The organism is Sphingomonas sp. (genome assembly GCF_025362505.1).
Lineage (GTDB): Bacteria > Pseudomonadota > Alphaproteobacteria > Sphingomonadales > Sphingomonadaceae > Sphingomicrobium.
Genome location: NZ_JANYGG010000079.1, coordinates 42,767 through 66,147, shown reverse-complemented (window position 1 = coordinate 66,147; position 23,381 = coordinate 42,767). Strand labels below are relative to the sequence as shown.

Sequence of the window (23,381 nt, the reverse complement as noted above, 5' to 3'; positions counted from 1 at the left end):
GATCTTCGACGAAGTGTCGCGGCGGACGCCGGTGATCGCCGACTTGAAGCCCGGCGGGCGGTTCATGGCGCCCGACATGAGCGCGGCGGGCGGATCGGCGCTGCTCGGCCAGCGGCTGCAGGAAGCGGGGCTGCTGACCGATGCGCCGACGGTGACCGGCAAGTCGCTGTTCGAGGAGTTCGCGGGTGCGAGGGAGACGCCGGGGCAGGAAGTGATCCTGTCGGCGGCCAAGCCGCTGAAACAGCGCGGCGGGTTCGGCATATTGTTCGGCAATATCGCGCCCGAAGGCTGCGTGGTGAAGCTGGCGGGGCATGACCAGATGCTGATGGACGGGCCGGCCAAGGTCTATGACGGCGAGGAAGCCTGTTTTGCGGCGGTGACCCATGGCGAGATCAAGCCGGGCGACATCGTCGTGATCCGCAACGAGGGGCCGGTGGGCGGGCCGGGGATGCGCGAGATGCTGGCGATCACCGCGGCGATCCAGGGGCGCGGGCTCGGCGATACGGTAGCGCTGGTGACCGACGGGCGATTCTCGGGGGCGACTTATGGTTTCATGGTCGGCCACGTCGCGCCCGAAGCCGCGCTCGGCGGGCCGATCGCGAAGCTGCGCACGGGGGACCGAGTGGTGATCGACGTCGAGCGGCAGGTGATCGAGACCGACGCCGATCTCGATGCTCGCGAGGCGCCGGCGCTGAAGCCGCGCGGGGCGGGGTCATGCGGGGCGTTCGCGAAATATGCGATGCTGGTCGGGTCGGCGTCGCAGGGCGCGGTGACGAGCGGGGCTGACCGCTAGACCGCGACCATGCTTGCGGCGGCCAATAGCGCGGCGAGGGCGCGCAGGTCGGCCGGGATGCGGTCCTTGTGCGAGGGGCGCGAGAGGATCGCCGCCAACGCCGGGGGCGCCGCGATGGTCTTGCCGATCAGCGGCTCGATGACGTCGGCAAACTTGTAGGGGTGCGCGGTCGCGGCGATCGCCCACGGGCGTTCGGCGCGGGTCGCCGGGTCGAGCCGGGAATAAGCCTCCGCCGCCGCCGCCGAGTGCGGGCACCACAGATAGTCGGCGTGATCCGCGACGATCCGCGCCTTGATCGCGGGGTCGTCGACCAGCTCGACGGTCACTTCGCGCAGTTCGGGCGCAAGCGCGATCAGCCGCTCGAAATTGCTGGGTGCGCCGACGTCCATCGCGTTGGCGATCGTCGCGATCGACGCGCGCGGGGTGTAGCTGCCGCTGCGCGCCCAGTCGGCAAGCGTGGCGTTCTCGTTGGTCACGAGCAGGATCGGGCCGAGCGGCGCGCCCATCGCGCGGGCATAGACGGCGGCGAAACCGTGGCCGAGATTGCCGGTCGGGATGACGAAGCCGGGCCGGGTCCCGGTTTCGGTGAACAGGCGCAGCGCGGCCCACGCCTGATAGGCCATCTGCGGCATCAACCGGCCGATCGAAATCGAGTTGGCGGAGGTGAGGTTGAACCGCTCGGTCATCGCGACGTCGGCGAAGGCGGCCTTGGCGATGCGCTGGCAGTCGTCGAAGTCACCGGCGACCTCGACCGCGCGGACCGGCTCGTCCCAGCAGGTCAGCTGATGCTCCTGGAACGGCGACACGCGGCCCTTCGGGTAGAGGATGACGGCGCGCACGGCGGCGCGGCCCTCGGCGGCGCAACCGACCGCGCCGCCGGTGTCGCCCGAGGTCGCGGCGAGGACGGTCAGCGGGTGGGCGGGGTCGCCGAGCCGCTCGAGGCACTCCATCAGGAAGCGCGCGCCGAAGTCCTTGAACGCACCGGTCGGGCCGTGGAACAGTTCGAGCACGCGGCGGCCGTCGGCCAACGTCGCGATCGGCAGCGGGAAGGTGAACGCACCGGCGCAGATTGCGCCAAGTTCGGGTTCGAGCGGGTCGCCGGCGAAGAACGGGGCGAGGAAGCGCGCGGCGAAGTCGGGCAGCGACAGCGCCGGGTCGAGCGCGGCGGGGTCGGCGGCGGGCAGTCGGTCGGGGAGATAGAGCCCGCCGTCGGGTGCGGCGCCGGCGCGGATCGCCCGGGAGAGGGTGACCGGCGGTGCATCGCCGCGCGTGCTGGTGAAACGCATCAGGCCACCGCCTCGGCGACGGGTTCGAGCCGCGCGCCGGCGGAATCGATCGGCGCGTGATAGGCTTTTGCCGCGAGGCCGCCGTCGAGGAACGCCCAGCACATCGCATGTTCGACCGCCGCCGCGTCTTCGTCGCGCGCCCAGGCGAACACCGACGGGCCGGATCCGGAGAAGGAGCAGCCGAGCGCCCCCGCATCGCGCGCCGCCGCCTGGACCGCGGGCAGCTGTGGCAGGAGGTGGGCACGCTGGGGCTCGATCATCACATCCTCGAAGCTGGCGCGGAGCAGGCCGAGGTCGCCGGTCGCGCAGGCCGCGACGAAGCCGGCGAGGCGGCGCGAATGCTCGACGACGAGCTTCATCGGCACATCGGGTGCAAGGATGCCGCGCGCCAACCGGGTCTCGATCTGGGTCGCCGGGTGGAGCAGGACGGTGGTCAGGCCGGGGGGCGGGGTCAGCGGCACGAGGCGCACCGGGTCGACGACCGCGCCCAGCACGAGGCCGCCGAGCAGGCTCGCCATGACATTGTCCCAGTGCGGCGGATCGGATGCGACCCGCTCGCCCTCGAGGCAGAAGGGGAACAGCTCGGCATGGCCGAACGGCTCATCGAGTAGCGCATTGACCGCGACCGCGGCGGCGACCGCCGAAGCCGCCGATCCGCCCATCCCCGCCGACATCGGCACGCCCTTGTCGATCGACAGGCGGACGCCGAACGTCGCGCCGGCCGCGTCAAGCACGGCGGCCGCCGCGGCGAGCGCGGTGTTGCGGTGGGCTTCGGACGGGAGCGAGGTGCACAGTCCCGACACGTCGCCGAGCCGGACGCCTGGCCGGTCCTCGCGCACCGCGGTGACCGTGTCGCGCACGGCGTCGAGCGCCTGGCCGAGGATATCGAACCCGATGATGACGTTGCCGATGCTGGCCGGGGCGCTTGCCGTGGAAGAGGTGGCGATCGATGTTGAGATCATGGGCATGGGCATCGTCTAGACGCTCATTCGCAGCGGCACCACGCCCGATCCGGCGGTCGGTGCGGAACGCTGGCACGGGGCGGCGCGCTGCAGGTCCATGATGTCGGCGAACACCGACGCGGCGGTCGGCCAGCGCCCGGCGCCATGGCCGTGAACCTCGTGGACCGTTCCGTCGGCGGCGGTGATGAGCACGCTGTTCTCGGTGTTGGTGACGCGGGCCAGCGGGTGGCTGCCGGGCAGGCTTTCGATGCGGACCGAGGCTTCGACCTTGCCGTCGGGGAGCAGGCGCGCACGGCTGACCTGTTTGAGCACCTGGCCTTTGGCGAGCGCGGCGAGGATCGCCTCGGCGGTGACGCTGCGCAGCGAATCCTTGGGGATTTCGTCGCTCGGCAGCGCGACCCCCATCGCGTCACGGACCAGCAGCGAGAGCTTGTAGGCGGCATCGTGGCCGTCGACGTCGGAGGTCGGGTCGGCCTCGGCGAACCCGAGCTCCTGCGCCTTGGCCAGCGCCTGGTCGAACGACCAGCCATTGGCGAGGCGGGCGAGGAGGAAGTTGACCGTCCCGTTGACCACCCCGTCGAGCGCGACGATGCCCGGCTGCTTCGCCAGCCGACCGACCGCCTCGAGCACCGGGGCGCCGCCGCCGACCGCGCCCGAGTAGAGCAGTTTCGCATTGCCCGCCGCGGCGCAGGCGTGGAGCGCGTCGTAATGGGCCGCGACGACCGCCTTGTTGGCGGTGACGACGTGCGTTCCGCCGCGCAGCGCGTCACACAGCGCGTCGGCATATTCGTGAGCGCCGCCCATCGTCTCGACGACGATATCGACCTCGCCGGTCATCGCCTCGGCCAGGCTGTCGGTATAGAGCACCGGCTGGTCGCGGCGGTCGGGCGAGCGGACGAGGACGCGGTTGAGCACGAACAGGTCGGGGCGCTTGAGGAGGTAGGTCATCACTCCGGCGCCGACGGTGCCGCAGCCGAGCAGCGCGACGCGCAGCTTGGCGCGCTGGAGCGGGAGCGATTTCACCAGCGGCAGGTTGGCGATGGTGGTCTCCTCGGCCGAGCCCATCGCGGCGACCTCGATCAGGACGTCCCGCTGTTGCGCGACCTGGATTGCCTTGGGCTGGATCAGCCCGGCGCTGGCCTTTGCCGCCTCTTCATAGGACAGCTGGGCATAGCGTTCGGCGAGCGGGTTCCTGGCCGGGTCCTGATCGTAAACCCCGTCGACGTCCTTGATCAGGCGCACCCGATGCGCGTCGAGGCGGGCGGCGAAGAACACCGCGCTGAGGTCGGTGCCGCCGCGGCCCAGGGTGACGATGCCATGGGTCGCGTGGCCGGCGGTGAAACCGGGGACAACCAGCGCGTCGTGCAGTTCGAGCTTGGCGAGGACCGCCTCGGCGTCGAGGCCGGTCAAGGTCGAATCGAGCGGATCTCCCTCGGCGACAAGGCCCATCTCGTGCGGGTCGAGGGTGCAGGCGCGGACCCCGATCTGGCCGAGCGCGAGCGCGAGCAGCGCGGCCGAGTGGAGCTCGCCGGTGCGCGCGACGCGGGCGAGGAGCAGCGGCTGTTCGCCGCCGACGCGCATCCCCTGGTTGAGCAACGCGTCGGTTTCGCCGGCCAGCGCCGAGACCACCGCGACGACCTTCTCGCCTTCGCGGACGTGGCGATAAACCTCGTTGGCGACGGCGGCATAGTCGCCCTCGGTCTCGAGCACGCTCGAACCGAACTTGAGCACGCACAGGCGTTTCGGGCTGGCGGCGGGGTGGGGCAGCTGGTCCATTGTTCGATCACTTTCGGGTAGTTCGGAGCGGGCCATAAAAAAACCCGCTCGCCGTGGTTGGGGAGCGGGTCGGAAATTCGGTCGTGACGTCGTTGATCAGCCGATATTCCCCCGTGGGGTAATGATCGTGGTGGTCTTCGAGGTGGCGGCGGTGGTCATGTTGGGTCAGCCTGTGCGTCAATAGGCGGGGCGCGGTCAAGCCAAAAGCACCATTTGGGATCCCATTGCGCTATTTTCAGCGCCGCGCGGTGCGGTGAGGCAACAGTCCAGGCCAAGTCGTCACGGACGGATGCGGCCGGCGCCGCGCACCTTGTATTTGAAGCTGGTCAGCTGCTCGGGACCGACCGGGCCGCGCGCGTGGAGCTTGCCGGTGGCGATGCCGATCTCGCCGCCGAAACCGAACTCGCCGCCGTCGGCGAACTGGGTCGAGGCGTTCCAGATAACGATCGCCGCGTCGACCCGATCGAGAAAGGTGTCGGCGGCGGCGGGGTCGGCGGCGATGATCGCTTCGGTATGGCCGGTACCATAGCGGCGGATATGCGCGATCGCCTCGTCGAGCCCGGCGACGGTGCGGACGGCGAGGATGGGACCCAGATATTCGGTCGACCAGTCGGCCTTTGTCGCGGGGATCATCGGCACGATCGCGCGCGCTTCCTCGTCGCCGCGCAGCTCGCAATCGCCCAGCGCGGCGGCAATGCGGGGGAGCAGCGCGGGGGCGGCGTCGCGGTCGATCAACAAGGTCTCGGTCGCGCCGCACACCGAGGTGCGGCGCATCTTGGCGTTGACGGTGATCGCGACCGCCATGTCGGGGTCGGCCGAGGCGTGGACGTAGGTGTGGCACAGCCCTTCGAGGTGGCCGAGCGTCGGCACTTTCGATTCCCGGGTGACGCGCTCGACCAGCGGCGCGCCGCCGCGCGGGATGATCAGCTCGATCGCGCCGTTCAGCCCTTCGAGCATCATTCCGACCGCCTCCCGATCCGGGGTGGGGACGAGCTGGACGATGTGCGGCGGGAGCCCCGCCCCGGCGAGCCCGGCCTGAAGCGCGTCGTTGATCGCGACGCAGCTGGCGAACGCCTCCGATCCGGGGCGGAGGATGACCACATTGGCCGAGCGCAGGCAGATCGCCGCGGCATCGGCGGTGACGTTGGGGCGGCTCTCGTAGATCATGCCGATCACCCCGATCGGGGTGCGGACGCGGGCGATGTCGAGCCCGTTGGGCGGGGTCCAGCGTGCCATCTCCTCGCCGATCACGTCGGGCAGGGCGGCGATCGTGTCGAGCGAGGCGGCCATTGCCTCGATCCGCTGCTCGTCGAGGCGGAGGCGGTCGACCAGCCGCGTGGCGGCGGCGACGTCGTGGGCATTGGCGGCGAGGATGGCGCTGGCATTGGCGCGGAGGTGACGGGCCATGGCGGAAATGCCCGCGCTGCGCTGCTCGCCCGGCACCGATCGGAGCGCGTCGGCGGCGGTTCGCGCCTGGGCGCCGATGGCGGTCATCTGGTCGGTCAGGGTCATAGCATCACCAGGTCGTCGCGGTGGATGAGTTCGTCGCGGCCGGAAAAGCCGAGGCGGCGTTCGATTTCGGCGCTGCCGAGGCCGGCGATGGCGGCGGCTTCGGTGGCGTTATAGGCGGCGATGCCGCGCGCGACCTCGGTGCCCGCGGAGTCGAACACGCGCAGGCAGGCGCCGCGATCGAAGCGGCCTTCGACCTTGGTCACGCCGGCGGGGAGCAGGCTCTTGCCCGCCGCGAGCGCACGCGCGGCGCCGTCGTCGATGGTGACCGACCCGCCGGGCGCGAGCGTGCCCTTGATCCACGCCTTGTAAGCCGAGGCGGGTGACCCGGAGGCGGCGACAAGGGTGGCGCGAGCGCCATCCGCCAGCCGCGCGAGGGGGTGGTCGGCGCGGCCGCAGGCGATGATCGTGGCGCAGCCGAAGCCGCTGGCGATCCTTGCCGCCTCAAGCTTGGTGCGCATCCCGCCGGTGCCGGTGCCAGCCACGCCCGCGCCCCCCGCGAAGGCTTCGATCTCGGGGGTGATCGCGGTGATAAAGGCGAGGTGTTCGGCGGCTGGGTAACGCGCGGGGTCGGCGGTGTAGAGCCCGTCGACGTCGGACAGCAGGATTAGCACGTCGCTGCGCACCAGCTGCGCCGCGCGGGCGGAGAGGCGGTCGTTGTCGCCATATTTGAGCTCGTCGGTGGCGACGCTGTCATTCTCGTTGATGACCGGTAGCCCGCCCTGCGCGAGCAGCACGTCGAGCGTCGCGCGGGCGTTGAGCGAGCGGCGGCGCTGTTCGGTATCGTCGATCGTCAGGAGCAGTTGCGCGGTGGGGATGCCGTGCGGCGCGAGCGCGCGCTCCCAGGCCTGCATCAGCAGCGCCTGGCCGGCGGCGGCGGCGGCCTGCTTGTGATCGAGGCGAGTGGTCTTGCGGAGGCCAAGGTGGCGCCGGCCGAGTGCGACCGCGCCCGACGAGACCAGCACGACCTGCTTGCCGGCGGTCTTCAGCGCGGCGATGTCGGTGCCGAGCGAGGCGAGCCAGTCGTGGCGGACGCCGTCGTCGTCGCCGACGATCAGCGACGAGCCGACCTTGACCGTGATCCGTCGCGCGGTGCCGAGCACGCCCGCGACGGTCGTTGCGATCGATGGTGCCACGTCAGCCAAATGCCCGACCCTTCCTCGTGTCGCTCCATGACGACGGGATCCCAACTTGACAATGGACTTCGCGCCCGGGATGGCCGGAGCCGAATGACCGCGACCTTCCGCCGCGGCCCCGCGAGAGACGATGACCGACCCTGACTTAAGTCGCCCAGCGCCGCGCCTCGACGATCTTCGCCAAGAGATCGACGAGCTCGACGATGCGCTGCTCGACCTGCTCGAGCGGCGGATGGCGGTCGCGATCAAGGTGGCGAAATTGAAGGGCGACGACGGGCTGCTCAAGCTGCGACCCAAGCGCGAGAGCGCGATCGTCGCGCGGCTGGCGGCGAAGGCGCGGATCGCGACTCCGGCGCTGATCGCGCATGTCTGGCGCGAGTTGATGGCGCACAGCCGGCATTCGCAAGCCGAGATGGCGGTTCAACTATATGCGCCGACCGCCGACGTGGCGCTGCGCGAGGCCGCGCGCGAGCGGTTCGGGCGGATCACGCCGATCGTCGTGGCGGGGTCTCCGGGCGAGGCGCTGGCGGCGGCGGCGAACGGCGAAGTGGTGGCGCTGATCGAGCTCGACGGGGCGGCGTGGGAGTTGCCCGATACGGTGCGGCTGTTCGGCGCGATCGAGGTTGGTGGCGTGCGTGCGGTGATGGCCGGGCGAATGGCAGAGGCCGATATCCCGGGAGCGGAGCTGGCCGCGCTCGCGGCACTGTTTGGGGCGCGGGCATGAGCGGGGACCGGCTCACCGCAAGTGCATCGGGCGCGCTGGCGGGGACGATCGAGGTGCCCGGCGACAAGTCGATGTCGCACCGCGCGCTGATCCTCGGCGGGCTGGCAAGCGGGACGACCGCGATCCACGGGTTGTTGGAGGGCGAGGACGTGCTTCATACCGCCGCGGCGGTGCGCAGTTTCGGGGTCGAGGTCGAGCGGCTCGGCGGGGGCGAATGGCGGGTGACGGGGGGTGAATGGCGTTCGCCTGCGGGGGAGGTTGATTGCGGTAATAGCGGGACCGGCGCGCGGTTGCTGATGGGCGCGGCGGCTGGATTTCCGATCTCGGCGACCTTCACCGGCGACGCGTCGCTGAGCGGGCGGCCGATGAGCCGGGTGCTCGATCCCTTGCGTGACATGGGGGCGAAGGTCGAGGCGGGGCCAGGTGACCGGCTGCCGGTCACAATCCACGGCGGCGGGCTGTCCGGACTGGATTTCGTCAACACCAAGGCGTCGGCGCAGGTCAAGTCGGCGATCCTGCTCGCCGGGCTCCACGCGAGCGGCGCGGTCGAGGTGGTCGAACCCGCGCCGAGCCGCGACCATAGCGAGAATATGCTGCGCGCGTTCGGGGTCGAGGTCGAAACCAGTGGCGCGACGATAAGCTTGGGCGCGCGGCGTGGCCTGACCGCGACCGAGGTGCATGTGCCGGGCGATCCGTCGTCGGCAGCCTTCCCGCTGGTCGCCGCGCTGGTTGTGCCCGGCTCGGCGGTGACGGTGACCGGGGTGATGCTCAATCCGCTCAGGACCGGGCTGTTCACGACGCTGGTCGAGATGGGCGCGGACCTCGTGATCGCCAATGAGCGCGACTTTGGCGGGGAGCGGGTCGGGGATATTTCGGCGCGGTTCGGGGCGTTGCGCGGCGTGACTGTGCCGGCAAGTCGCGCGCCGAGCATGATCGACGAATATCCGATCCTCGCCGTCGCCGCCGCCTTCGCTGCGGGGCGCAGCGTGATGCACGGGCTGGCCGAGTTGCGCGTCAAGGAGAGCGACCGGCTCGCCGCGATCATCGCCGGGCTGGTGGCGTGCGGGGTCGATGCTCGCGAAGAAGGGGACAGTCTGATTGTCGAAGGGCTCGGCTGCAGCCCGCGCGGGGGAGCGATCCTTGACGCGCATCATGACCACCGCATCGCAATGAGTTTCCTCACGCTCGGACTGGCGGCGCGCGCGCCGGTCGTGGTGACGGGGGCGACGACGATCGCGACGTCATTCCCGGGCTATGCCGATCTGATGCGCTCGCTCGGGGCGAAGATCGCGTGACGATTGCCTACGCTGGGGCGCCCGGCGCCTTTGCCCACGAGGCGGCGCTGATGTTCGCGCCCGGACAAGTGGCGATCCCGTTCGTCGATTTCGCCGCGGTGGCCGAGGCGGTGGCGTCGGGCGCGGCCGAGCTTGGGGTGCTGCCGATGCGGAACAGCCGGGCGGGGGAGGTGCCGGGGATTGCGGCACTGCTGGCCGATGATCGGCTGGCGGTAATCGACGAGCGCGTGATGCCCGTGCGCGTGCATTTGCTTGCGCTTCCGGGCGTGGCGCTGGATGAGGTCACGGTGATTGCATCGCACCCCGTCGCGCTGGCGCAATGCGCCGAGCATCTTGCCGCGCTTGGTGTGACGACCGAGGAGGCGAGCAATACGGCGGTGGCGGCGGCGGCGCTCGACCGGTGCGACCGGGCGGTGCTGGCGTCGGAAGCGGCGGCGACGGCCTATGGGCTGGCGGTGTTGAAGCGCGACATGCACGACGATCCCGACAATGCGACCCGCTTTGCGCTGTTTCGGAAAGCGGGCGCATGAGCGTCAACAGCTTCGGGCGAATGTTCCGCTTTGCGACGTGGGGCGAGAGTCACGGGCCGGCGATCGGCGCGGTGGTCGATGGGTGCCCACCGGGGATCACGCTGTCGGAGAGCGACATCCAGCCGTGGCTCGACCAGCGACGGCCGGGTACGTCGCGCTTTACGACGCAGCGGCAGGAGCCCGACCAGGTACGCATCCTGTCGGGGGTGTTCGAGGGGCGGACGACGGGTACGCCAATCTCGCTGATGATCGACAATGTCGACCAGCGGCCCAAGGATTACAGCGCGATCGCCGGGGCCTATCGGCCGGGTCACGCCGACTATGCGTATGATGCGAAATATGGCCACCGCGACTGGCGCGGCGGGGGGCGGAGCAGTGCGCGCGAGACCGCGTCGCGGGTCGCGGCGGGAGCGGTGGCACGGCTGGTCGTGCCCGAGGTTTCGATCCGGGCCTATCTGGTCGAGCTTGGCGGCGACGCGATTGACCGCGCCGCGTTCGATGCCGAGGCGATCGGGGCGAACCCGTTCTTCTGTCCGGATGCCGGGGCCGCCACGCGATGGGAAGCGATGGTCGATGATGCGCGCAAGGCGGGGTCGTCACTGGGCGCGGTGATCGAGTGCGTCGCGAGCGGGGTGCCGGCGGGCTGGGGCGCACCGCTCTATGCCAAGCTCGACGCCGAACTGGCGTCGGCCTGCATGTCGATCAACGCGGTCAAGGGGGTCGAGATCGGCGACGGGTTCGCCGCTGCCCGGCTGCGCGGCGAGGAGAATGCCGACGCGATGCGCGCCGGATTTGGCGGGCCGCAGTTCCTGGCGAACCATGCGGGCGGGGTCGCGGGGGGCATATCCACCGGGCAGGACGTGGTGGTGCGGGTCGCGTTCAAGCCGACCTCGTCGATCATGACCCCGGTGCAGACGATCGACCAGAGCGGCGCCGAGACCGAGATCGTGACCAAGGGCCGCCACGACCCGTGCGTCGCGATTCGCGGCGCGCCGGTGGTCGAGGCGATGATGGCGCTGGTGCTGGCCGACCAGAAATTGCTCCATCGCGCGCAGTGCGGGGGATGACGGCATGACCGTCATCCCGGTCGCGCTCGGCGCCCGCGCCTATGACGTGGTGATCGAGGACGGGTTGATCGACCGCGCGGGGAAGCGGCTATTCTCGTTCGCGCGCGACGGGCGGCTGATCGTCGTCACCGACGAGCATGTCTGGGCGGCGCTTGGCGAGCGGTTCGTGACCGGGCTGGGCGGGCTCGACGCGGTACCGATCATCATGCCGCCGGGCGAGGCCAGCAAAAGCTGGAGCGGGCTTGCGACACTGGTCGACCGGCTGCTCGAGCTTGGGATCGAGCGGAGCGATCATCTCATCGCGCTGGGCGGCGGGGTAATCGGCGACTTGGCTGGGTTCGCCGCGTCGATCGTCAATCGCGGATGCGGCTATGTCCAGGTGCCGACCTCGCTGCTCGCGCAGGTCGACAGTTCGGTCGGCGGCAAGACCGCGATCAATGTTCCCGCCGGCAAGAATCTGGTGGGCGCGTTCCACCAGCCCGAATTGGTGCTGATCGACCCCGCCTGCACCGCGACACTCGACCCGCGGCATGTCCGCGCGGGTTATGCCGAGATCGCCAAATATGCGCTGATCGAGGATGCCGGGTTCTTCGCGTGGCTCGAGGGCAATGGCGCGGCGGTGATCGCCGGCGAGCCCGAAGCGCGGCGCTACGCCATCGCCACCGCGGTCGCGGGCAAGGCGAAGGTCGTCGCCGCCGACGAGCGCGAGACCAAGGGGCGGCGGGCGCTGCTCAATCTGGGCCATACCTTCGGCCATGCGCTGGAGGCGGAGACGGGGTTTTCGGATTGGCTGTTCCACGGCGAGGCGGTTGCCGCCGGGACCGCGCTGGCGTTCCAATTTTCGGCCGCGCGCGGGGTGTGCAGCAAGGAAGACGCGGCCCGGGTGTACGCGCATTTCGCCGAAGTTGGCCTGCCGACGAGCCTTGCCGAAGCGGGCGTCACGGCGTCGGGCGCGGCGCTGGTCGAGGCGATGATGACCGACAAGAAGAAGGAGGGCGGGCGGTTGCCGTTCATCCTCGCGCGCGGGATCGGACAGGCGTTCGTCGACAGGAGTGTCGAGCTGGACGAGGTTCGCGACTTCCTCGACGAAGCGCGCTGACGCTTGACGGGATCCCGTGAGCCACTCTATGGAGCTCGCATGACAGCCGCGCTTTCCCTCGGAAACACCCGCATCGCGTCCGCGAAACGCAGCGGAGCCGCGCGCAAATCGGCCACCTATTATTACGCCACCCCGGCGGGACACGACTGACGCGCGCGTAACAGCCGCTGAATTCGACACCCCGCCAGGCTTTCCCCGGCGGGGTTTTTTATTGCTTTCGAACGACATGAGAGAGGCTTTGATGACCGATCAAGTTATTCACGAGAAACATGGCGCGCTGGCCTCGCCGACCCCGCCGCCGGGCGCCGCCGCCGACTGGACCGTGCCGCAGCATTGGGACCGGCTGACGGCCGAGGACCATATGGTTTGGGATACATTGTTCGACCGGCAGCGGAAGCTGCTTCACGGTCGCGCGGCCGCGTCGTTCGAGGAGGGGCTCGACGTGCTGAGCCTCAGCCACCCGGGGGTGCCCGACCTCGAGGAACTCAACGAGCGACTCCACAAGCGCAGCAATTGGACGGTCGTATCGGTGCCCGGCGTCGTCCCCGACGACATCTTCTTCAAGCATTTGTCCGAACGCCGCTTCCCCGCCGGCAACTTCATCCGCAAGCCCGACCAGCTCGATTACCTCGAGGAGCCCGACGTGTTCCACGATGTGTTCGGCCATGTCCCGATGCTCGCCCAACCCGAAATCGCCGACTTCATGCAGGCGCTCGGTCACGTCGGGCTCGAGTCGCTCGATCATGGCGCGCTCAACCGGCTCGCACGGCTGTACTGGTACACCGTCGAATTCGGCCTGACGCGCGAGGATGGCGACCTCAAGATCTACGGCGCGGGGATCCTGTCGAGCTTCGGCGAGGCGCACTACAGCCTCGAAAGCGACATGCCAAAGCGGTTCGGCTTCGATCTGAAACGGGTGCTCCGCACGCGCTACCGGACCGATGCGTTCCAGCAGAATTACTTCGTCATCGACCGCTTTCAGGACATTCTCGACCTGGTGACGCGCGGCGACCTGCCGGATATTTACGCCGAACTCGACCAATTGCCCGATATCGACCCGGGCATGGTCGACCCCGCCGATCGCCTCCTCGCCGCCTGATTATCTGAGTACGCGAGGGCGATCGGCGCCCGATTGAAAGACTATATTTTTCATGGATCATTTCACCCTGCGCGACGGCGTCCTTCATTGCGAGGACGTCCCGCTTCCCGCGATCGCGGCGGCGGTCGGCACGCCCGTCTATGTCTATTCCTCGGCGACGATGGTTCGCCATGCGCACGTATTTTCACAGGCATTAGCCAGCACCGGCGACCCGCTGATCGCCTATGCGGTCAAGGCCAATCCCAATGGCGCGGTGCTGGCGACACTGGCGCGCGAGGGGCTTGGCGCGGACGTGGTGTCGATCGGTGAGTATCGCCGCGCGATCGCCGCAGGTATCCCGCCCGAGCGGATCGTCTTCTCGGGGGTGGGCAAGACCGCCGACGAGATGGCGACCGCGCTCAAGGGCGGGCTGCTCCAGTTCAACCTCGAATCGGTGGTCGAGGCGGAGATGATGTCTGGGGTCGCGACCGATCTCGGGATGACCGCGCCGGTCGCTTTCCGCGTCAATCCCGATGTCGATGCGCGGACCCACAAGAAGATTTCGACCGGCGGCGCGCTGAGCAAGTTCGGGGTGCCGATCAGCGATGCACGCGAGGCCTATGCGGCGGCGCGCGCGCTCCCCAACCTCGCGGTGCAGGGAGTGGCGGTCCACATTGGCAGCCAGCTAACCGACCTCGCCCCGCTCGACGCAGCGTTCGAGAAGGTCGGGGCGCTAATTCATGAACTGCGCGAGGACGGCCATGTCATCCGCTTCGCCGATCTGGGTGGCGGGTTGGGCGTGCCCTACGACCGCGACGTGCCACTTCCGCCGGGCCCCGAGGAATATGGCGCGATGGTCGCGCGGATCACCGCCGACTGGGACGTCCGGCTGATCTTCGAGCCGGGGCGGCTGATCGTCGCCAATGCCGGCGTGCTATTGTCCGAGGTGGTGCGGGTCAAGCCGGGGGTCGGCGACCCGTTCGTGGTGGTCGACGCGGCGATGAACGACCTGATGCGGCCAAGCCTGTACGACGCCTATCACGCGATCGACCCGGTCACGCCGCATGGGGGCAAGATGAAGGCCAATGTCGTCGGTCCGGTGTGCGAGAGCGGCGACACGTTCGCGACCGGGCGGCGGATGGGCGCGGTCGAGGCGGGCGACCTGGTCGTGTTCCGTACCGCCGGAGCTTATGCGGCGACGATGGCGAGCACTTACAACAGCCGGCCGCTGACGCCCGAGGTGATGGTGTCGGGAGCCAAATTTTCGGTGATTCGCGAGCGGCAGGACATCCAGGCGTTGATCGAGGCCGACAAGCTGCCCGAGTGGCTGCGCTAGATCACCCAGTCGTCCGAGGCGTCGGCGTCGGGGGCGTCGGCGTCGATCCATTTGCCGGGGTGGGCGTCGGCTTCGCCGCCCGCGACATCGACGATGACGTTGACCCCGGCGCGGGCGAGCAGGCGGGCGACTGAGCGGGCGCGGCGCACGGTTTCGCCCGATGGCTCGCCAGCAAGGTCCTCGTTGAGGTCGCGCAAGGCGGCGCCGTCGAGCACGAACACCGGGTGGCCGCTGACCTGGAGTTGCTGTTTCAACCGATCGATCAGCGTGCCGCGCCGGGCCGGTGATGCGCCGCCGATCCAGACGATCCGGCTCGCCTCGTCATCCTCCGCAGCCCGTGTCCGCGTGCTCGTCCGTACCGCGCGGATCATTCCGGCGGCGACGGTTGCGTGGCTGACCTTGTCGATCAGGATGAACGCGCCGAGCTGGCGGTTGTCGCCATAGGCAAGCGCGGGGATCGCGCGGTCGAGTTCGACCCGGCATTCGCCGATATCGTTGAGCCCGAGCGATTCGGCCGCGCTGCGGACCAGCGTGTCGACGTCGATCTTCTGCTTGATCGCGTCGACCGAGGCCGACAGCATCTGCGTGCCGATCTTCATCAGGTAGGAGCGGCGCGGGACCAGCCGTTCCTCGGCCATCCACACCAAGGTGGCGTCGAGCCCGTTGGCGAGCGCGACCGGCGCGTCGACGGCGCCGAGCAAGTCGCCGCGCGCAATGTCGAGCTCGTCGGCCAGCGTCAGTGTAATCGATTGCCCCGCAGTCGCCACGTCGAGGTCGCCATTGAACGATACGATCCGCTCCACCCTGGACGACTGGCCGGAGCGCGAGACACTGACGTCATCGCCGGACCGAATGACCCCGCTTGCGATCTGGCCGGCATAGCCGCGGAAGGCGGCGTTGGGGCGGTTGACCCATTGCACCGCCATGCGGAACGGCGCGTTATCGGCGCCGGGCTTGCCATTGGCCTTGGCGGCGACCGGTACGTTCTCGAGATGCTCGATCAGCGAGGGGCCGTCGTACCACGGCATTGACGCGCTGCGGCTTGCGACATTGTCGCCCGACAGCCCGACCACGGGGATGGCGACGAATTCGCCGATCCCGGCCTGGTCGGCGAAGGCGCGATAGTCGGCGACAATCTCGTCGAACCGCGCCTGGCTGAAGCCGACGAGGTCCATCTTGTTGACCGCCAGCACCAGGCTCTTGATGCCGAGCAGGTCGACGAGGAAGCTATGGCGGCGGGTCTGCGTCAGTACGCCCTTGCGCGCGTCGATCAGCAGGACGGCGAGCTCTGCGGTCGAGGCGCCGGTGACCATGTTGCGGGTGAATTGCTCGTGGCCCGGGGTGTCGGCGACGATGAACTTGCGTTTGGGGGTCGAGAAGAAGCGATAGGCGACGTCGATCGTGATGCCTTGCTCGCGCTCGGCGGCAAGACCGTCGACCAGCAACGCCATGTCGAGCGCCGGCCCTTGCGTTCCCGACTTGCCACTGTCGACTTCGAGCGTGGCGAGCTGGTCCTCGAACAGTGCGTGGGTGTCGTAGAGCAGCCGGCCGATGAGCGTCGACTTGCCGTCGTCGACCGACCCGCAGGTAAGGAAGCGGAGCAGCGACTTGCGGGAGTTAAGCGCGAGATAGGCGTCGAGCTCGGCGCGGGCCTCGGCCGCCCGGTCGATCGACTGGAAGGCGGAGGCCATACTAGAAATAGCCTTCCTGCTTCTTGATCTCCATGCCGGCGCCGCCCTCGCGGTCGATCACCCGGCCCTGCCGTTCGGAGGTGGTCGCGACGAGCATTTCGGCGATAATCTCGGGCAGGGTCGCGGCCTCGCTCTCGACCGCGCCGGTCAAGGGGTAGCAGCCAAGCGTGCGGAAACGGATCGAGCGGTCGACCGGGACTTCGCCAGGCTCGAGCGGGAAGCGGTCGTCGTCGACCATCAGCAGCGTGCCGTCGCGGATGACGGTCGGGCGTTTGGCGGCGAGGTAAAGCGGGACGATCGGGATGTCCTCGGCATAGATATATTGCCAGATGTCGAGCTCGGTCCAGTTCGACAGCGGGAAGACGCGGATGCTCTCGCCGGGCGATTTTCGCGTATTGTAGAGGTTCCACAATTCGGGCCGCTGATTGCGCGGGTCCCAGCGGTGCTGCGCCGACCGGAACGAGAAGATGCGCTCCTTGGCGCGGACCTTCTCCTCGTCGCGGCGGGCGCCGCCGAACGCCGCGTCGAAGCGATACTGGTCGAGCGCCTGCTTCAATCCTTGCGTCTTCCACATGTCGGTGTGGTGGCTGCCGTGATCGAACGGGTTGATCCCCTGCGCCATCGCCTCGGGGTTGCGGTGAACGATCAGCTCCATCCCGCTCATCGCGGCGACCTTGTCGCGCAGCTCGTACATCGCCTTGAATTTCCAGGTCGTGTCGACGTGGAGCAACGGGAACGGCGGCGGTGCGGGGAAGAACGCCTTGCGCGCGAGGTGGAGCATCACCGCCGAGTCCTTGCCGACCGAATAAAGCATCACCGGGCGATCGGTCTCGGCGACCACTTCGCGCATGATGTGGATCGCTTCGGCCTCGAGTTGGTCGAGGTGGGTAAGGACGGGGGCAGGAGCGCGCGCGGTCATGCGGCGCTCCTTGTGCGCGCTTCGGCGGCGAGCGCCGGGACATGGTCGCGGACGACCTTGCCGATGATGACGAGCACCGGTGCTCCGTCGGGGAGGCTGATCGCGAGGGCGGGGAGGTCGGCGATCGTTCCCGCAACCTCGGCCTGATCGGCGCGGGTGGCCGAGGCGATGGCAAGCGCCGGTGTCCGTGCATCGAGCCCCGCCGCGACGGCCTGTTCGACGAACGCGGCGAGGGTCTTGCGCGGCATGTAGAGGACGGTGGTCGCGGCCTCGTCGGCCATCGCGGGCCAGTCGATGTCGGACGGCAGCTTGCCGTCGGCGCCGTGGCCGGTGACGAACTGGACGCGCCGCGCGTGTTTCCGCTCGGTCAGCGAGAAGCCGAGCGCGGCAGCGGCGCCCTGCACCGCGGAGATGCCGGGGACGATGGTGACTGGCACGCCGGCGGCGCGGCACGCCTCGATTTCCTCGGTCGCGCGGCCGAAGATCAGCGGGTCGCCGCCCTTCAGCCGGACCACGGTTTCGCCCGCGAGCGCCAATTCGACGACGCGGGCGTTGATGTCGGCCTGGCTGCACGACGGGCCGTGGCCAGTCTTGCCGACCGCGACGCGGGTTGCTTCGCGGCGAGCGAGTTCGAGCACTTCGGGGGTGACGAGGTCGTCGTAAAGGATGACCGTCGCCGCCTGCAGCGCGCGGACCGCTTTCAGGGTGAGCAGTTCGGGGTCGCCCGGGCCGGCGCCGACGAGGATCACGCTACCGCGCCTTTCTCCCGCCGAACCGGTGAGGAGCGCGCGGAAGTCGCTTTCCGCGGGCGCGCGGTCGATGTTGGCCCAGGTGCGCGCGGTGAAGCGGCCCCAGAAGTCGCGGCGGTCGGCGAAACTCTCGATAACCCGCTTGAGGCGCGGTCGCCACTCGAGCGCGGCGCGACCCCAGTCGGCGAGGCGGCGGGGGAGCACGCTCTCGATGCGGGTGCGGATCGACTGGCCGAGCATCGGCGCGCCGCCGTTGGTCGAGATGGCGATGATCACCGGCGAGCGGTTGACGATCGTGCCGAGCTGGAAGTCGCACAGCGGGGTCTGGTCGATGATGTTGACCGGGACGCCTGCGGCGCGGGCGGCGGCGACGAAGGCGAGGGCCTCGTCGTGGTCCAGGAGATCGGCGAAGGCGAGGGTTGCGCCGATCAGGTCGGCCGGGTTCCACTCGCGCGGCTCGACGGTGACCGGGCCTGCAACGGGGTGCGCGGCGAGCCCGGCGAACAGCGCCGCGCCCTCGCTGTCACCGGCGAAGGCGGCGACATGGGCTCCGGCGGCGGACAGGAGCTCGGCCTTCCACAGCGCGCCTGGCGAACCCCCGGCGACGACCACGCGGCGGCCTTCGAGTTTGAAGAAGGCGGGGAAGGTCGCCAGCGGCGCGATCCGCGCGGGGGTCGCTTCGGGGACGCGGGGGGTCATGCGGCGACACTCGTGCGGACGAGCTTGCCGTCGGTGCCGATGTGAAGGCCGCACTCCTTGCTTTCGTCGTTCTCCCACCACCAGCGGCCAGCGCGCTCGGGCTCGCCGGGCGCAACCGCGCGGGTGCAGGGTTCGCAGCCGATCGAGAGGAAGCCTTGCGCGTGGAGCGGGTTGATCGGGACTGACTCGGTTTCGACGAAGGCGACCACCTGTTCGCGCGTCCAGTCGTAGAGCGGCGCGGTTTTCACCAGGCCGTGAGTCACGTCCCACGCGGCGAGCGGGACGGCGCCACGCGTTTCCGACTGGTCGGCGCGCAAGCCCGTGACCCAGCCCGATGCGCCGGCCAGCGCACGCTGCAAGGGCTCGACCTTGCGCACGCCGCAGCAGCCCGAGCGGGCGTCGGTCGCGTGGTAGAAGCCGTTGATCCCCCAGTCGGCGACGAACGCGGCAACCGCCTCGGCGTCGGGGTAAAATGCCTTGATCCGGCGGGCGTACCTGTCCTCGGTGTCGGCCCATAATTTATAGGTCGAGGGGAACAGCCGGCCGGTGTCGATGGTGACCACGTCGATGTCGATCTTGGCGTCGAAGATCATGTGGGTGAGCGCCTGGTCTTCCAGCCCGAAGCTGGTCGTGAAGACGATCCGGCCGTCGACCGCCGCGCGCAGCGAGGCGAGGCGTTCCCACGGCTGGGCGCCGGTGATCGAGGGTGGCGTGTCGGTCACTCGGCCAAGGCTCTAACGGCGGCGGCCCGCTTGGCGAAGATCGACGGGGTGCCATCGGTCGATTCCAGGTAGCTGAGCGTGACATCGCCGAGCGCGGCGAGCCACTGCTCGACTGGCTGGCGGGCGAGGCGTTCGGCGTCGATCTCGACCTCGTCAAAGCCGCATTGAAGGGCAAAGGCGAACTGGTCCGGGAGCAATGCGCCCGATACGCGGAGCGTGCCGCTGAAACCCTGTTCGCGCAGGGCATGGCCGATGCTGAACCCGCGCCCGTCGCCGAACTTGGGGAAGGCGACCGCGATGAGGTCGATCCCGGCCTGGGTCGGGAGGTCATATGGAACGGCTGTGTTGGGCACGTCGATACCGATGCGCTGGCCTTGGGCGCGATTCGACAGGGCCTCATCGAGGCCGTCGAGCGGTACGATGATCGCGGGCGCGGCGAGGTCGTCGCGGGTGAACTCGTCGGGCTTGAGGCCGGTGCGATCAAGCAAGGGCATCGGCGGCCTCCGGGGTTGGGGCAACCAGTGCCGGCTTGAACGGGTCGAGGCCGACGCGACGGACTGTGTCGATGAAGGGTTCTTCGACGCCGGTGCGCAGGTTGAGATAAGTCTCGACGATGCGCTCGATCGCGCCGGGAACCGCATCCCCGTCGATCCCCGCGCCGAGCCGCTCGCCCAATGAGGCATTGGTGCCGGGCTCGCCGCCGAGCGTGATCTGGTAATTCTCGACCCCGCCCTTTTCGAGCCCGAGGATGCCGATCGCGCCGACATGGTGGTGGCCGCAGGCGTTGATGCAGCCCGAGATCTTGATCCCGAGCGGGCCAATCTCGCGTTGGCGCGCGGGGTCAGCGAAGCGTTCGGAAATGGCCTCGGCGATCGGGATCGAGCGCGCGGTGGCGAGCTTGCAATAGTCCATGCCGGGGCAGGCGATGATGTCGGTGATGAGCCCGACGTTGGGGGTCTCGAGGCCTGCCTCGACCAGCGCCGACCAGACGGCGTGGACGTCGTCAAGCCGGACGTGCGGCAGGACGACATTCTGGACATGGGTGATGCGCATCTCGTCCAGCGACCAGCGCTCGGCGATGTCGGCAAGGCGGCGCATCTGGTCGGCCGAGGCGTCGCCCGGAGGAGCGCCGATCGGCTTCATCGACACCGTCAGCGCGGTGTAGCCCGGCGCCTTGTGCGGGAAGAGGTTGGTCGCCGCGAACAGCTCGAACGCCGGGTCGGCCTTGCGGGCGGCCGCGAACGCATCGGAGGTTGCCGGCAGTTTTTCGTATTCGGGCGGGGCGAAGTAAGCGGCGATGCGCGCGACCTCGGCCGGGTCGGCCTGGACGCTCGGCTTGGGGCTGCGGGCGTATTCGGCCTCGACCCGGGCGATGAACTCTTCAGTGCCGGTTTCGTGGACGAGGATTTTCACGCGGGCCTTGAACTTGTTGTCGCGGCGGCCCTCGAGATTATAGACCCGCAGGATCGCTTCCAGATAGCCGAGCAATTCGGCCTTGGGGAGGAATTCGCGCACCGTCTTGGCGATAAACGGGGTGCGGCCCATGCCGCCACCGACGAGGACGCGATAGCCGATGTCGCCCGCCTCGTTGCGCAGGATCTGGAGCCCGATGTCGTGGACCGCGATGGCTGCACGGTCGTCGGGGGCACCGGTCACCGCGATCTTGAACTTGCGCGGGAGGAAGGCGAATTCGGGGTGGAGCGTCGACCATTGGCGGATCAGCTCGGCGGTGGGGCGCGGGTCCTCGACCTCGTCGGCGGCGACCCCCGCAAAATGGTCGGCGGTGACGTTGCGGATGCAGTTGCCGCTGGTCTGGATGGCGTGCATCTCGACGTCGGCGAGCATGTCAAGGATGTCTGGGACGTCCTTCAGCACGGGCCAGTTGAACTGGATGTTCTGGCGGGTGGTGAAGTGGCCATAGCCGCGGTCGTATTTCTCGGCGATGAGCCCGAGCTGGCGCAACTGGCGCGAATTGAGCGTGCCGTAGGGCACCGCGACGCGCAGCATGTAGGCGTGGAGCTGGAGGTATAGACCGTTCATCAGCCGCAGGGGCGTGAACTCCTCCTCGGTCAGCGAGCCGTCGATGCGCCGCTCGACCTGGTCGCGGAATTGCGCGGCGCGCTCGCGGACGATGGTCTCGTCATATTCGTCGTAGCGGTACATCATTGCTCTCCGGGGACGAAGGCGGGGCCGGCGAAGGCAATGGTTGGGCCGCTTAATCGATAGGTATCGCGGAAATGGCGCGGGGCGATGGCGCCGTCGTCACCGATCGTTACGCCGGCGAGATAGGGGTCGATGATCGCCCCCCGCGAAAGCTCGGCGAGGCCAAGTTCGTTGAGTCGGTCACCGGACTCAGCGTCTTGCGCGACCAGGGCGTCACCCAGCTTCGCCACCCAGCGGGCGCCGTCATGATAAACGGTGTAGCCCGACAACAGATCGTTGGCGGTCAGCACGAACGGAACGGGCGGGCGCTTGGCGTCCATCAGCGGGTCGATCCCGCGCGGCAATTAGAAAATTCTTCCAACATTATTGTGTAAACTTTCGCGATGCCCAGTTAGACGCGAGGCGCACGGCTCGCCGGGAGGAGATACTGTTCGCCGGTGCAATTGGGAACAGGGTCGCGGCAAAAGGCGTCAAACTTTCCCGGGAGTGTCCGGGTCGAGCAATATGTTCCAACAACGCGGGTGGAGACGAATGGATCAGACCGATTATAAAATCCTGGCGATCCTGCAGGAGGATTCGTCGCTGTCGGTGGCCGAGGTCGCGAGCCGGGTGCATCTGTCGCAGACGCCGGCATGGCGCCGCATCCAAAAGCTTGAAGAAAGCGGCGTGATCCAGCGCCGGGTCGCGCTGCTCGATCCCGAAGCGATCGGGCTCGGGCTGACGGTGTTCGTCGAGATCAAGACGGGCGATCATAGCGCGGCGTGGCTCGGCGAGTTCGCGGCATTGGTTTCGGCGATGCCCGAGGTGATGGATATCTACCGGCTGGCGGGGGACGTCGATTACCTGCTGCGCATCGCGGTGCCGGGGATGAGCGATTATGACGCCTTCTACAAACGGCTGGTCGCGCAGGTGCCGTGCAAGAACGTCACGTCGCGGTTCGCGATGGAGCGGGTCAAGTCGACCACCGCCTATCCCTTGCCAATGGCCAATGCACCGCGCTCTTCGCCGCGTTGATGGTCGGGCTGGCAAGGTCTGCCGGTGACCAGGTTTAGCACGGCCAGCAATTCAGCTATCGGCGCCGGACACCGAGGGAACGAAACTCGTGTGGCGGCGAATGACCTGCCAGCGGTCCCCGGCGCGGACCCAGACGTCGGTCAGCAGCACGCGCTCTTCGATGCACTGGTGCATGAAGCGCACCTTCCAGCAGGCGTCGACCGTGCCGATCAGCGTGTCCCCGGTGCCGACCGCCTCGATCACGTTGAACTCGACCGCGACGATCTCCATCGCGGCGAGCGCCCGTACCCACGCATCAAGATCGACCGAGATCGGCTCGCCCGTCGCGCGCACGCCGACGAGCTTGAAGTCGGGATGAATGAGCTCGCGCAGCGCCGCCTCGTCCTTGGCGAGCAGCGCGGCGCGCCACGCGCTTTCGAGCGCGCTCAGCTGGTCGACGAGGCTAGCGGCCACGGAACAGTCCGCCGAGGATCCCCCTGATCAGCTGGTTGCCGAGCTGGCGCCCGACCGAGCTAGCCACGGCGTGGGTCCCAGACTCAACGATTGCGTCGGCAACGTCTGCTTGGGAAGGTTCGTTGGTCCCATCTTGCGCACTCGAAATCTCGCTTTCACCCGGCGGTAGCGCGCCAACGGGACGTTTTGGCTGCGTGTTCAACGATGCCCTATAATATAATCCCTCTCGACCGGCATTTACCTGTGCGCCTTTGGGGCCTGTACTGACCCTCAGGCCCTTCACTCCCACCGACGCGCCTAGTCCCGACTTCGACAGATTTAGCCTAAGAGGGCCGATCGCGAAGCTCTTCTTTAGATACCAACCCATATCGTGCTCCCTT

General features: G+C 68.8%; 23 protein-coding genes. 9 read left to right on the top strand and 14 right to left on the bottom strand.

Annotated elements, in window-relative coordinates:
- The coding region (locus Q0R27_RS07920) for a dihydroxy-acid dehydratase (RefSeq protein WP_293943102.1) at positions 1-793 on the top strand (793 nt) is incomplete at its 5' end.
- On the opposite strand, the gene thrC is transcribed toward Q0R27_RS07920, so the two are convergent.
- From thrC to proB, 5 genes are all read right to left on the bottom strand, one after another.
- A complete protein-coding gene (thrC, locus tag Q0R27_RS07915; protein WP_293943100.1) occupies positions 790-2,079 on the bottom strand; it encodes a threonine synthase in 1,290 nt (429 codons plus the stop codon). The genes Q0R27_RS07920 and thrC overlap by 4 nt on opposite strands.
- Positions 2,079-3,047 (bottom strand): homoserine kinase, encoded by a 969-nt coding sequence (locus tag Q0R27_RS07910; RefSeq protein WP_293943098.1) that lies wholly within the window; start codon positions 3,045-3,047, stop codon positions 2,079-2,081. The genes thrC and Q0R27_RS07910 overlap by 1 nt, the downstream gene beginning before the upstream one ends.
- Before the next feature lie 9 nt (positions 3,048-3,056).
- Positions 3,057-4,817 carry a homoserine dehydrogenase gene (locus Q0R27_RS07905; protein ID WP_293943096.1) on the bottom strand — a complete coding sequence of 587 codons (1,761 nt, stop codon included), beginning with the start codon at positions 4,815-4,817 and terminating at the stop codon, positions 3,057-3,059.
- A gap of 279 nt (positions 4,818-5,096) precedes the next feature.
- On the bottom strand, positions 5,097-6,329 hold the full coding sequence (locus Q0R27_RS07900; protein WP_293943094.1) for a glutamate-5-semialdehyde dehydrogenase: 1,233 nt from the start codon (positions 6,327-6,329) through the stop codon (positions 5,097-5,099).
- Positions 6,326-7,462, bottom strand: coding sequence for a glutamate 5-kinase (gene proB / locus Q0R27_RS07895; protein WP_366080056.1), 1,137 nt, complete (start codon positions 7,460-7,462; stop codon positions 6,326-6,328). Before proB ends, Q0R27_RS07900 begins: the two co-directional genes overlap by 4 nt.
- Positions 7,463-7,592: 130 nt before the next feature.
- On the opposite strand from proB, the gene Q0R27_RS07890 reads away from it, so the two are divergent.
- The 7 genes from Q0R27_RS07890 to lysA all read left to right on the top strand — a co-directional run bounded on the left by Q0R27_RS07890 (position 7,593) and on the right by lysA (position 14,591).
- The gene (locus Q0R27_RS07890; protein ID WP_293943090.1) at positions 7,593-8,186 is read left to right on the top strand and encodes a chorismate mutase; all 594 of its coding nucleotides are present in this window, start codon (positions 7,593-7,595) and stop codon (positions 8,184-8,186) included.
- A complete protein-coding gene (aroA, locus tag Q0R27_RS07885) occupies positions 8,183-9,481 on the top strand; it encodes a 3-phosphoshikimate 1-carboxyvinyltransferase (RefSeq protein ID WP_293943088.1) in 1,299 nt (432 codons plus the stop codon). The genes Q0R27_RS07890 and aroA overlap by 4 nt, the downstream gene beginning before the upstream one ends.
- Complete coding sequence (locus tag Q0R27_RS07880) at positions 9,478-10,011, top strand: prephenate dehydratase domain-containing protein (RefSeq protein ID WP_293943086.1); 534 nt, start codon at positions 9,478-9,480, stop codon at positions 10,009-10,011. Before aroA ends, Q0R27_RS07880 begins: the two co-directional genes overlap by 4 nt.
- Positions 10,008-11,078, top strand: a complete 1,071-nt coding sequence (gene aroC, locus Q0R27_RS07875; protein ID WP_293943084.1) for a chorismate synthase — start codon at positions 10,008-10,010, stop codon at positions 11,076-11,078. The genes Q0R27_RS07880 and aroC overlap by 4 nt, the downstream gene beginning before the upstream one ends.
- Before the next feature lie 4 nt (positions 11,079-11,082).
- Positions 11,083-12,177 (top strand): 3-dehydroquinate synthase, encoded by a 1,095-nt coding sequence (gene aroB, locus Q0R27_RS07870; protein ID WP_293943082.1) that lies wholly within the window; start codon positions 11,083-11,085, stop codon positions 12,175-12,177.
- A 241-nt stretch (positions 12,178-12,418) separates the two neighbouring features.
- Positions 12,419-13,276: a phenylalanine 4-monooxygenase gene (phhA, locus tag Q0R27_RS07865; RefSeq protein ID WP_293943081.1), complete on the top strand. Its 858-nt coding sequence runs from the start codon at positions 12,419-12,421 to the stop codon at positions 13,274-13,276.
- 52 nt (positions 13,277-13,328) lie between these two features.
- Positions 13,329-14,591: a diaminopimelate decarboxylase gene (lysA, locus tag Q0R27_RS07860; protein ID WP_293943079.1), complete on the top strand. Its 1,263-nt coding sequence runs from the start codon at positions 13,329-13,331 to the stop codon at positions 14,589-14,591.
- Here lysA and cysN read toward each other — a convergent pair.
- Genes cysN through Q0R27_RS07825 form a run of 7 tightly spaced genes read right to left on the bottom strand, consistent with a single transcriptional unit; the run spans position 14,588 to position 21,878 of the window.
- Complete coding sequence (cysN, locus tag Q0R27_RS07855) at positions 14,588-16,282, bottom strand: sulfate adenylyltransferase subunit CysN (protein WP_293943077.1); 1,695 nt, start codon at positions 16,280-16,282, stop codon at positions 14,588-14,590. The two genes, lysA and cysN, sit on opposite strands and share 4 nt — an antisense overlap.
- Position 16,283: 1 nt before the next feature.
- Positions 16,284-17,201 carry a sulfate adenylyltransferase subunit CysD gene (gene cysD, locus Q0R27_RS07850; RefSeq protein WP_293943074.1) on the bottom strand — a complete coding sequence of 306 codons (918 nt, stop codon included), beginning with the start codon at positions 17,199-17,201 and terminating at the stop codon, positions 16,284-16,286.
- Positions 17,198-18,649 carry a siroheme synthase CysG gene (gene cysG / locus Q0R27_RS07845; protein ID WP_293943072.1) on the bottom strand — a complete coding sequence of 484 codons (1,452 nt, stop codon included), beginning with the start codon at positions 18,647-18,649 and terminating at the stop codon, positions 17,198-17,200. The genes cysD and cysG overlap by 4 nt, the downstream gene beginning before the upstream one ends.
- Complete coding sequence (locus Q0R27_RS07840; protein WP_293943070.1) at positions 18,646-19,371, bottom strand: phosphoadenylyl-sulfate reductase; 726 nt, start codon at positions 19,369-19,371, stop codon at positions 18,646-18,648. Before Q0R27_RS07840 ends, cysG begins: the two co-directional genes overlap by 4 nt.
- Entirely contained in the window at positions 19,368-19,865 is a 498-nt protein-coding gene (locus tag Q0R27_RS07835; protein ID WP_293943068.1) for a DUF934 domain-containing protein, read from the bottom strand. Before Q0R27_RS07835 ends, Q0R27_RS07840 begins: the two co-directional genes overlap by 4 nt.
- Positions 19,852-21,534 carry a nitrite/sulfite reductase gene (locus tag Q0R27_RS07830; RefSeq protein ID WP_293943108.1) on the bottom strand — a complete coding sequence of 561 codons (1,683 nt, stop codon included), beginning with the start codon at positions 21,532-21,534 and terminating at the stop codon, positions 19,852-19,854. Before Q0R27_RS07830 ends, Q0R27_RS07835 begins: the two co-directional genes overlap by 14 nt.
- Positions 21,534-21,878 (bottom strand): DUF2849 domain-containing protein, encoded by a 345-nt coding sequence (locus Q0R27_RS07825; protein ID WP_293943066.1) that lies wholly within the window; start codon positions 21,876-21,878, stop codon positions 21,534-21,536. The genes Q0R27_RS07830 and Q0R27_RS07825 overlap by 1 nt, the downstream gene beginning before the upstream one ends.
- Before the next feature lie 187 nt (positions 21,879-22,065).
- Between Q0R27_RS07825 and Q0R27_RS07820 the strand changes: the two genes are divergently transcribed.
- On the top strand, positions 22,066-22,548 hold the full coding sequence (locus Q0R27_RS07820) for an Lrp/AsnC family transcriptional regulator (RefSeq protein ID WP_293943064.1): 483 nt from the start codon (positions 22,066-22,068) through the stop codon (positions 22,546-22,548).
- A 51-nt stretch (positions 22,549-22,599) separates the two neighbouring features.
- Here Q0R27_RS07820 and Q0R27_RS07815 read toward each other — a convergent pair whose 3' ends face one another.
- Entirely contained in the window at positions 22,600-23,001 is a 402-nt protein-coding gene (locus Q0R27_RS07815) for a nuclear transport factor 2 family protein (RefSeq protein ID WP_293943062.1), read from the bottom strand.
- On the bottom strand, positions 22,991-23,368 hold the full coding sequence (locus tag Q0R27_RS13460) for a DUF4236 domain-containing protein (protein WP_366080048.1): 378 nt from the start codon (positions 23,366-23,368) through the stop codon (positions 22,991-22,993). Before Q0R27_RS13460 ends, Q0R27_RS07815 begins: the two co-directional genes overlap by 11 nt.
- Positions 23,369-23,381: the final 13 nt, after the last annotated feature.

Bases quoted from the DNA above. Each gene is read 5' to 3' on its own strand.
- thrC (WP_293943100.1), bottom strand. From the start codon at position 2,079: ATGCGTTTCACCAGCACGCGCGGCGATGCACCGCCGGTCACCCTCTCC.
- Q0R27_RS07910 (WP_293943098.1), bottom strand. From the start codon at position 3,047: ATGCCCATGATCTCAACATCGATCGCCACCTCTTCCACGGCAAGCGCC.
- Q0R27_RS07905 (WP_293943096.1), bottom strand. From the start codon at position 4,817: ATGGACCAGCTGCCCCACCCCGCCGCCAGCCCGAAACGCCTGTGCGTG.
- Q0R27_RS07900 (WP_293943094.1), bottom strand. From the start codon at position 6,329: ATGACCCTGACCGACCAGATGACCGCCATCGGCGCCCAGGCGCGAACC.
- Q0R27_RS07890 (WP_293943090.1), top strand. From the start codon at position 7,593: ATGACCGACCCTGACTTAAGTCGCCCAGCGCCGCGCCTCGACGATCTT.
- aroA (WP_293943088.1), top strand. From the start codon at position 8,183: ATGAGCGGGGACCGGCTCACCGCAAGTGCATCGGGCGCGCTGGCGGGG.
- aroC (WP_293943084.1), top strand. From the start codon at position 10,008: ATGAGCGTCAACAGCTTCGGGCGAATGTTCCGCTTTGCGACGTGGGGC.
- aroB (WP_293943082.1), top strand. From the start codon at position 11,083: ATGACCGTCATCCCGGTCGCGCTCGGCGCCCGCGCCTATGACGTGGTG.
- phhA (WP_293943081.1), top strand. From the start codon at position 12,419: ATGACCGATCAAGTTATTCACGAGAAACATGGCGCGCTGGCCTCGCCG.
- lysA (WP_293943079.1), top strand. From the start codon at position 13,329: ATGGATCATTTCACCCTGCGCGACGGCGTCCTTCATTGCGAGGACGTC.
- cysN (WP_293943077.1), bottom strand. From the start codon at position 16,282: ATGGCCTCCGCCTTCCAGTCGATCGACCGGGCGGCCGAGGCCCGCGCC.
- cysD (WP_293943074.1), bottom strand. From the start codon at position 17,201: ATGACCGCGCGCGCTCCTGCCCCCGTCCTTACCCACCTCGACCAACTC.
- cysG (WP_293943072.1), bottom strand. From the start codon at position 18,649: ATGACCCCCCGCGTCCCCGAAGCGACCCCCGCGCGGATCGCGCCGCTG.
- Q0R27_RS07835 (WP_293943068.1), bottom strand. From the start codon at position 19,865: ATGCCCTTGCTTGATCGCACCGGCCTCAAGCCCGACGAGTTCACCCGC.
- Q0R27_RS07830 (WP_293943108.1), bottom strand. From the start codon at position 21,534: ATGTACCGCTACGACGAATATGACGAGACCATCGTCCGCGAGCGCGCC.
- Q0R27_RS07820 (WP_293943064.1), top strand. From the start codon at position 22,066: ATGGATCAGACCGATTATAAAATCCTGGCGATCCTGCAGGAGGATTCG.
- Q0R27_RS13460 (WP_366080048.1), bottom strand. From the start codon at position 23,368: ATGGGTTGGTATCTAAAGAAGAGCTTCGCGATCGGCCCTCTTAGGCTA.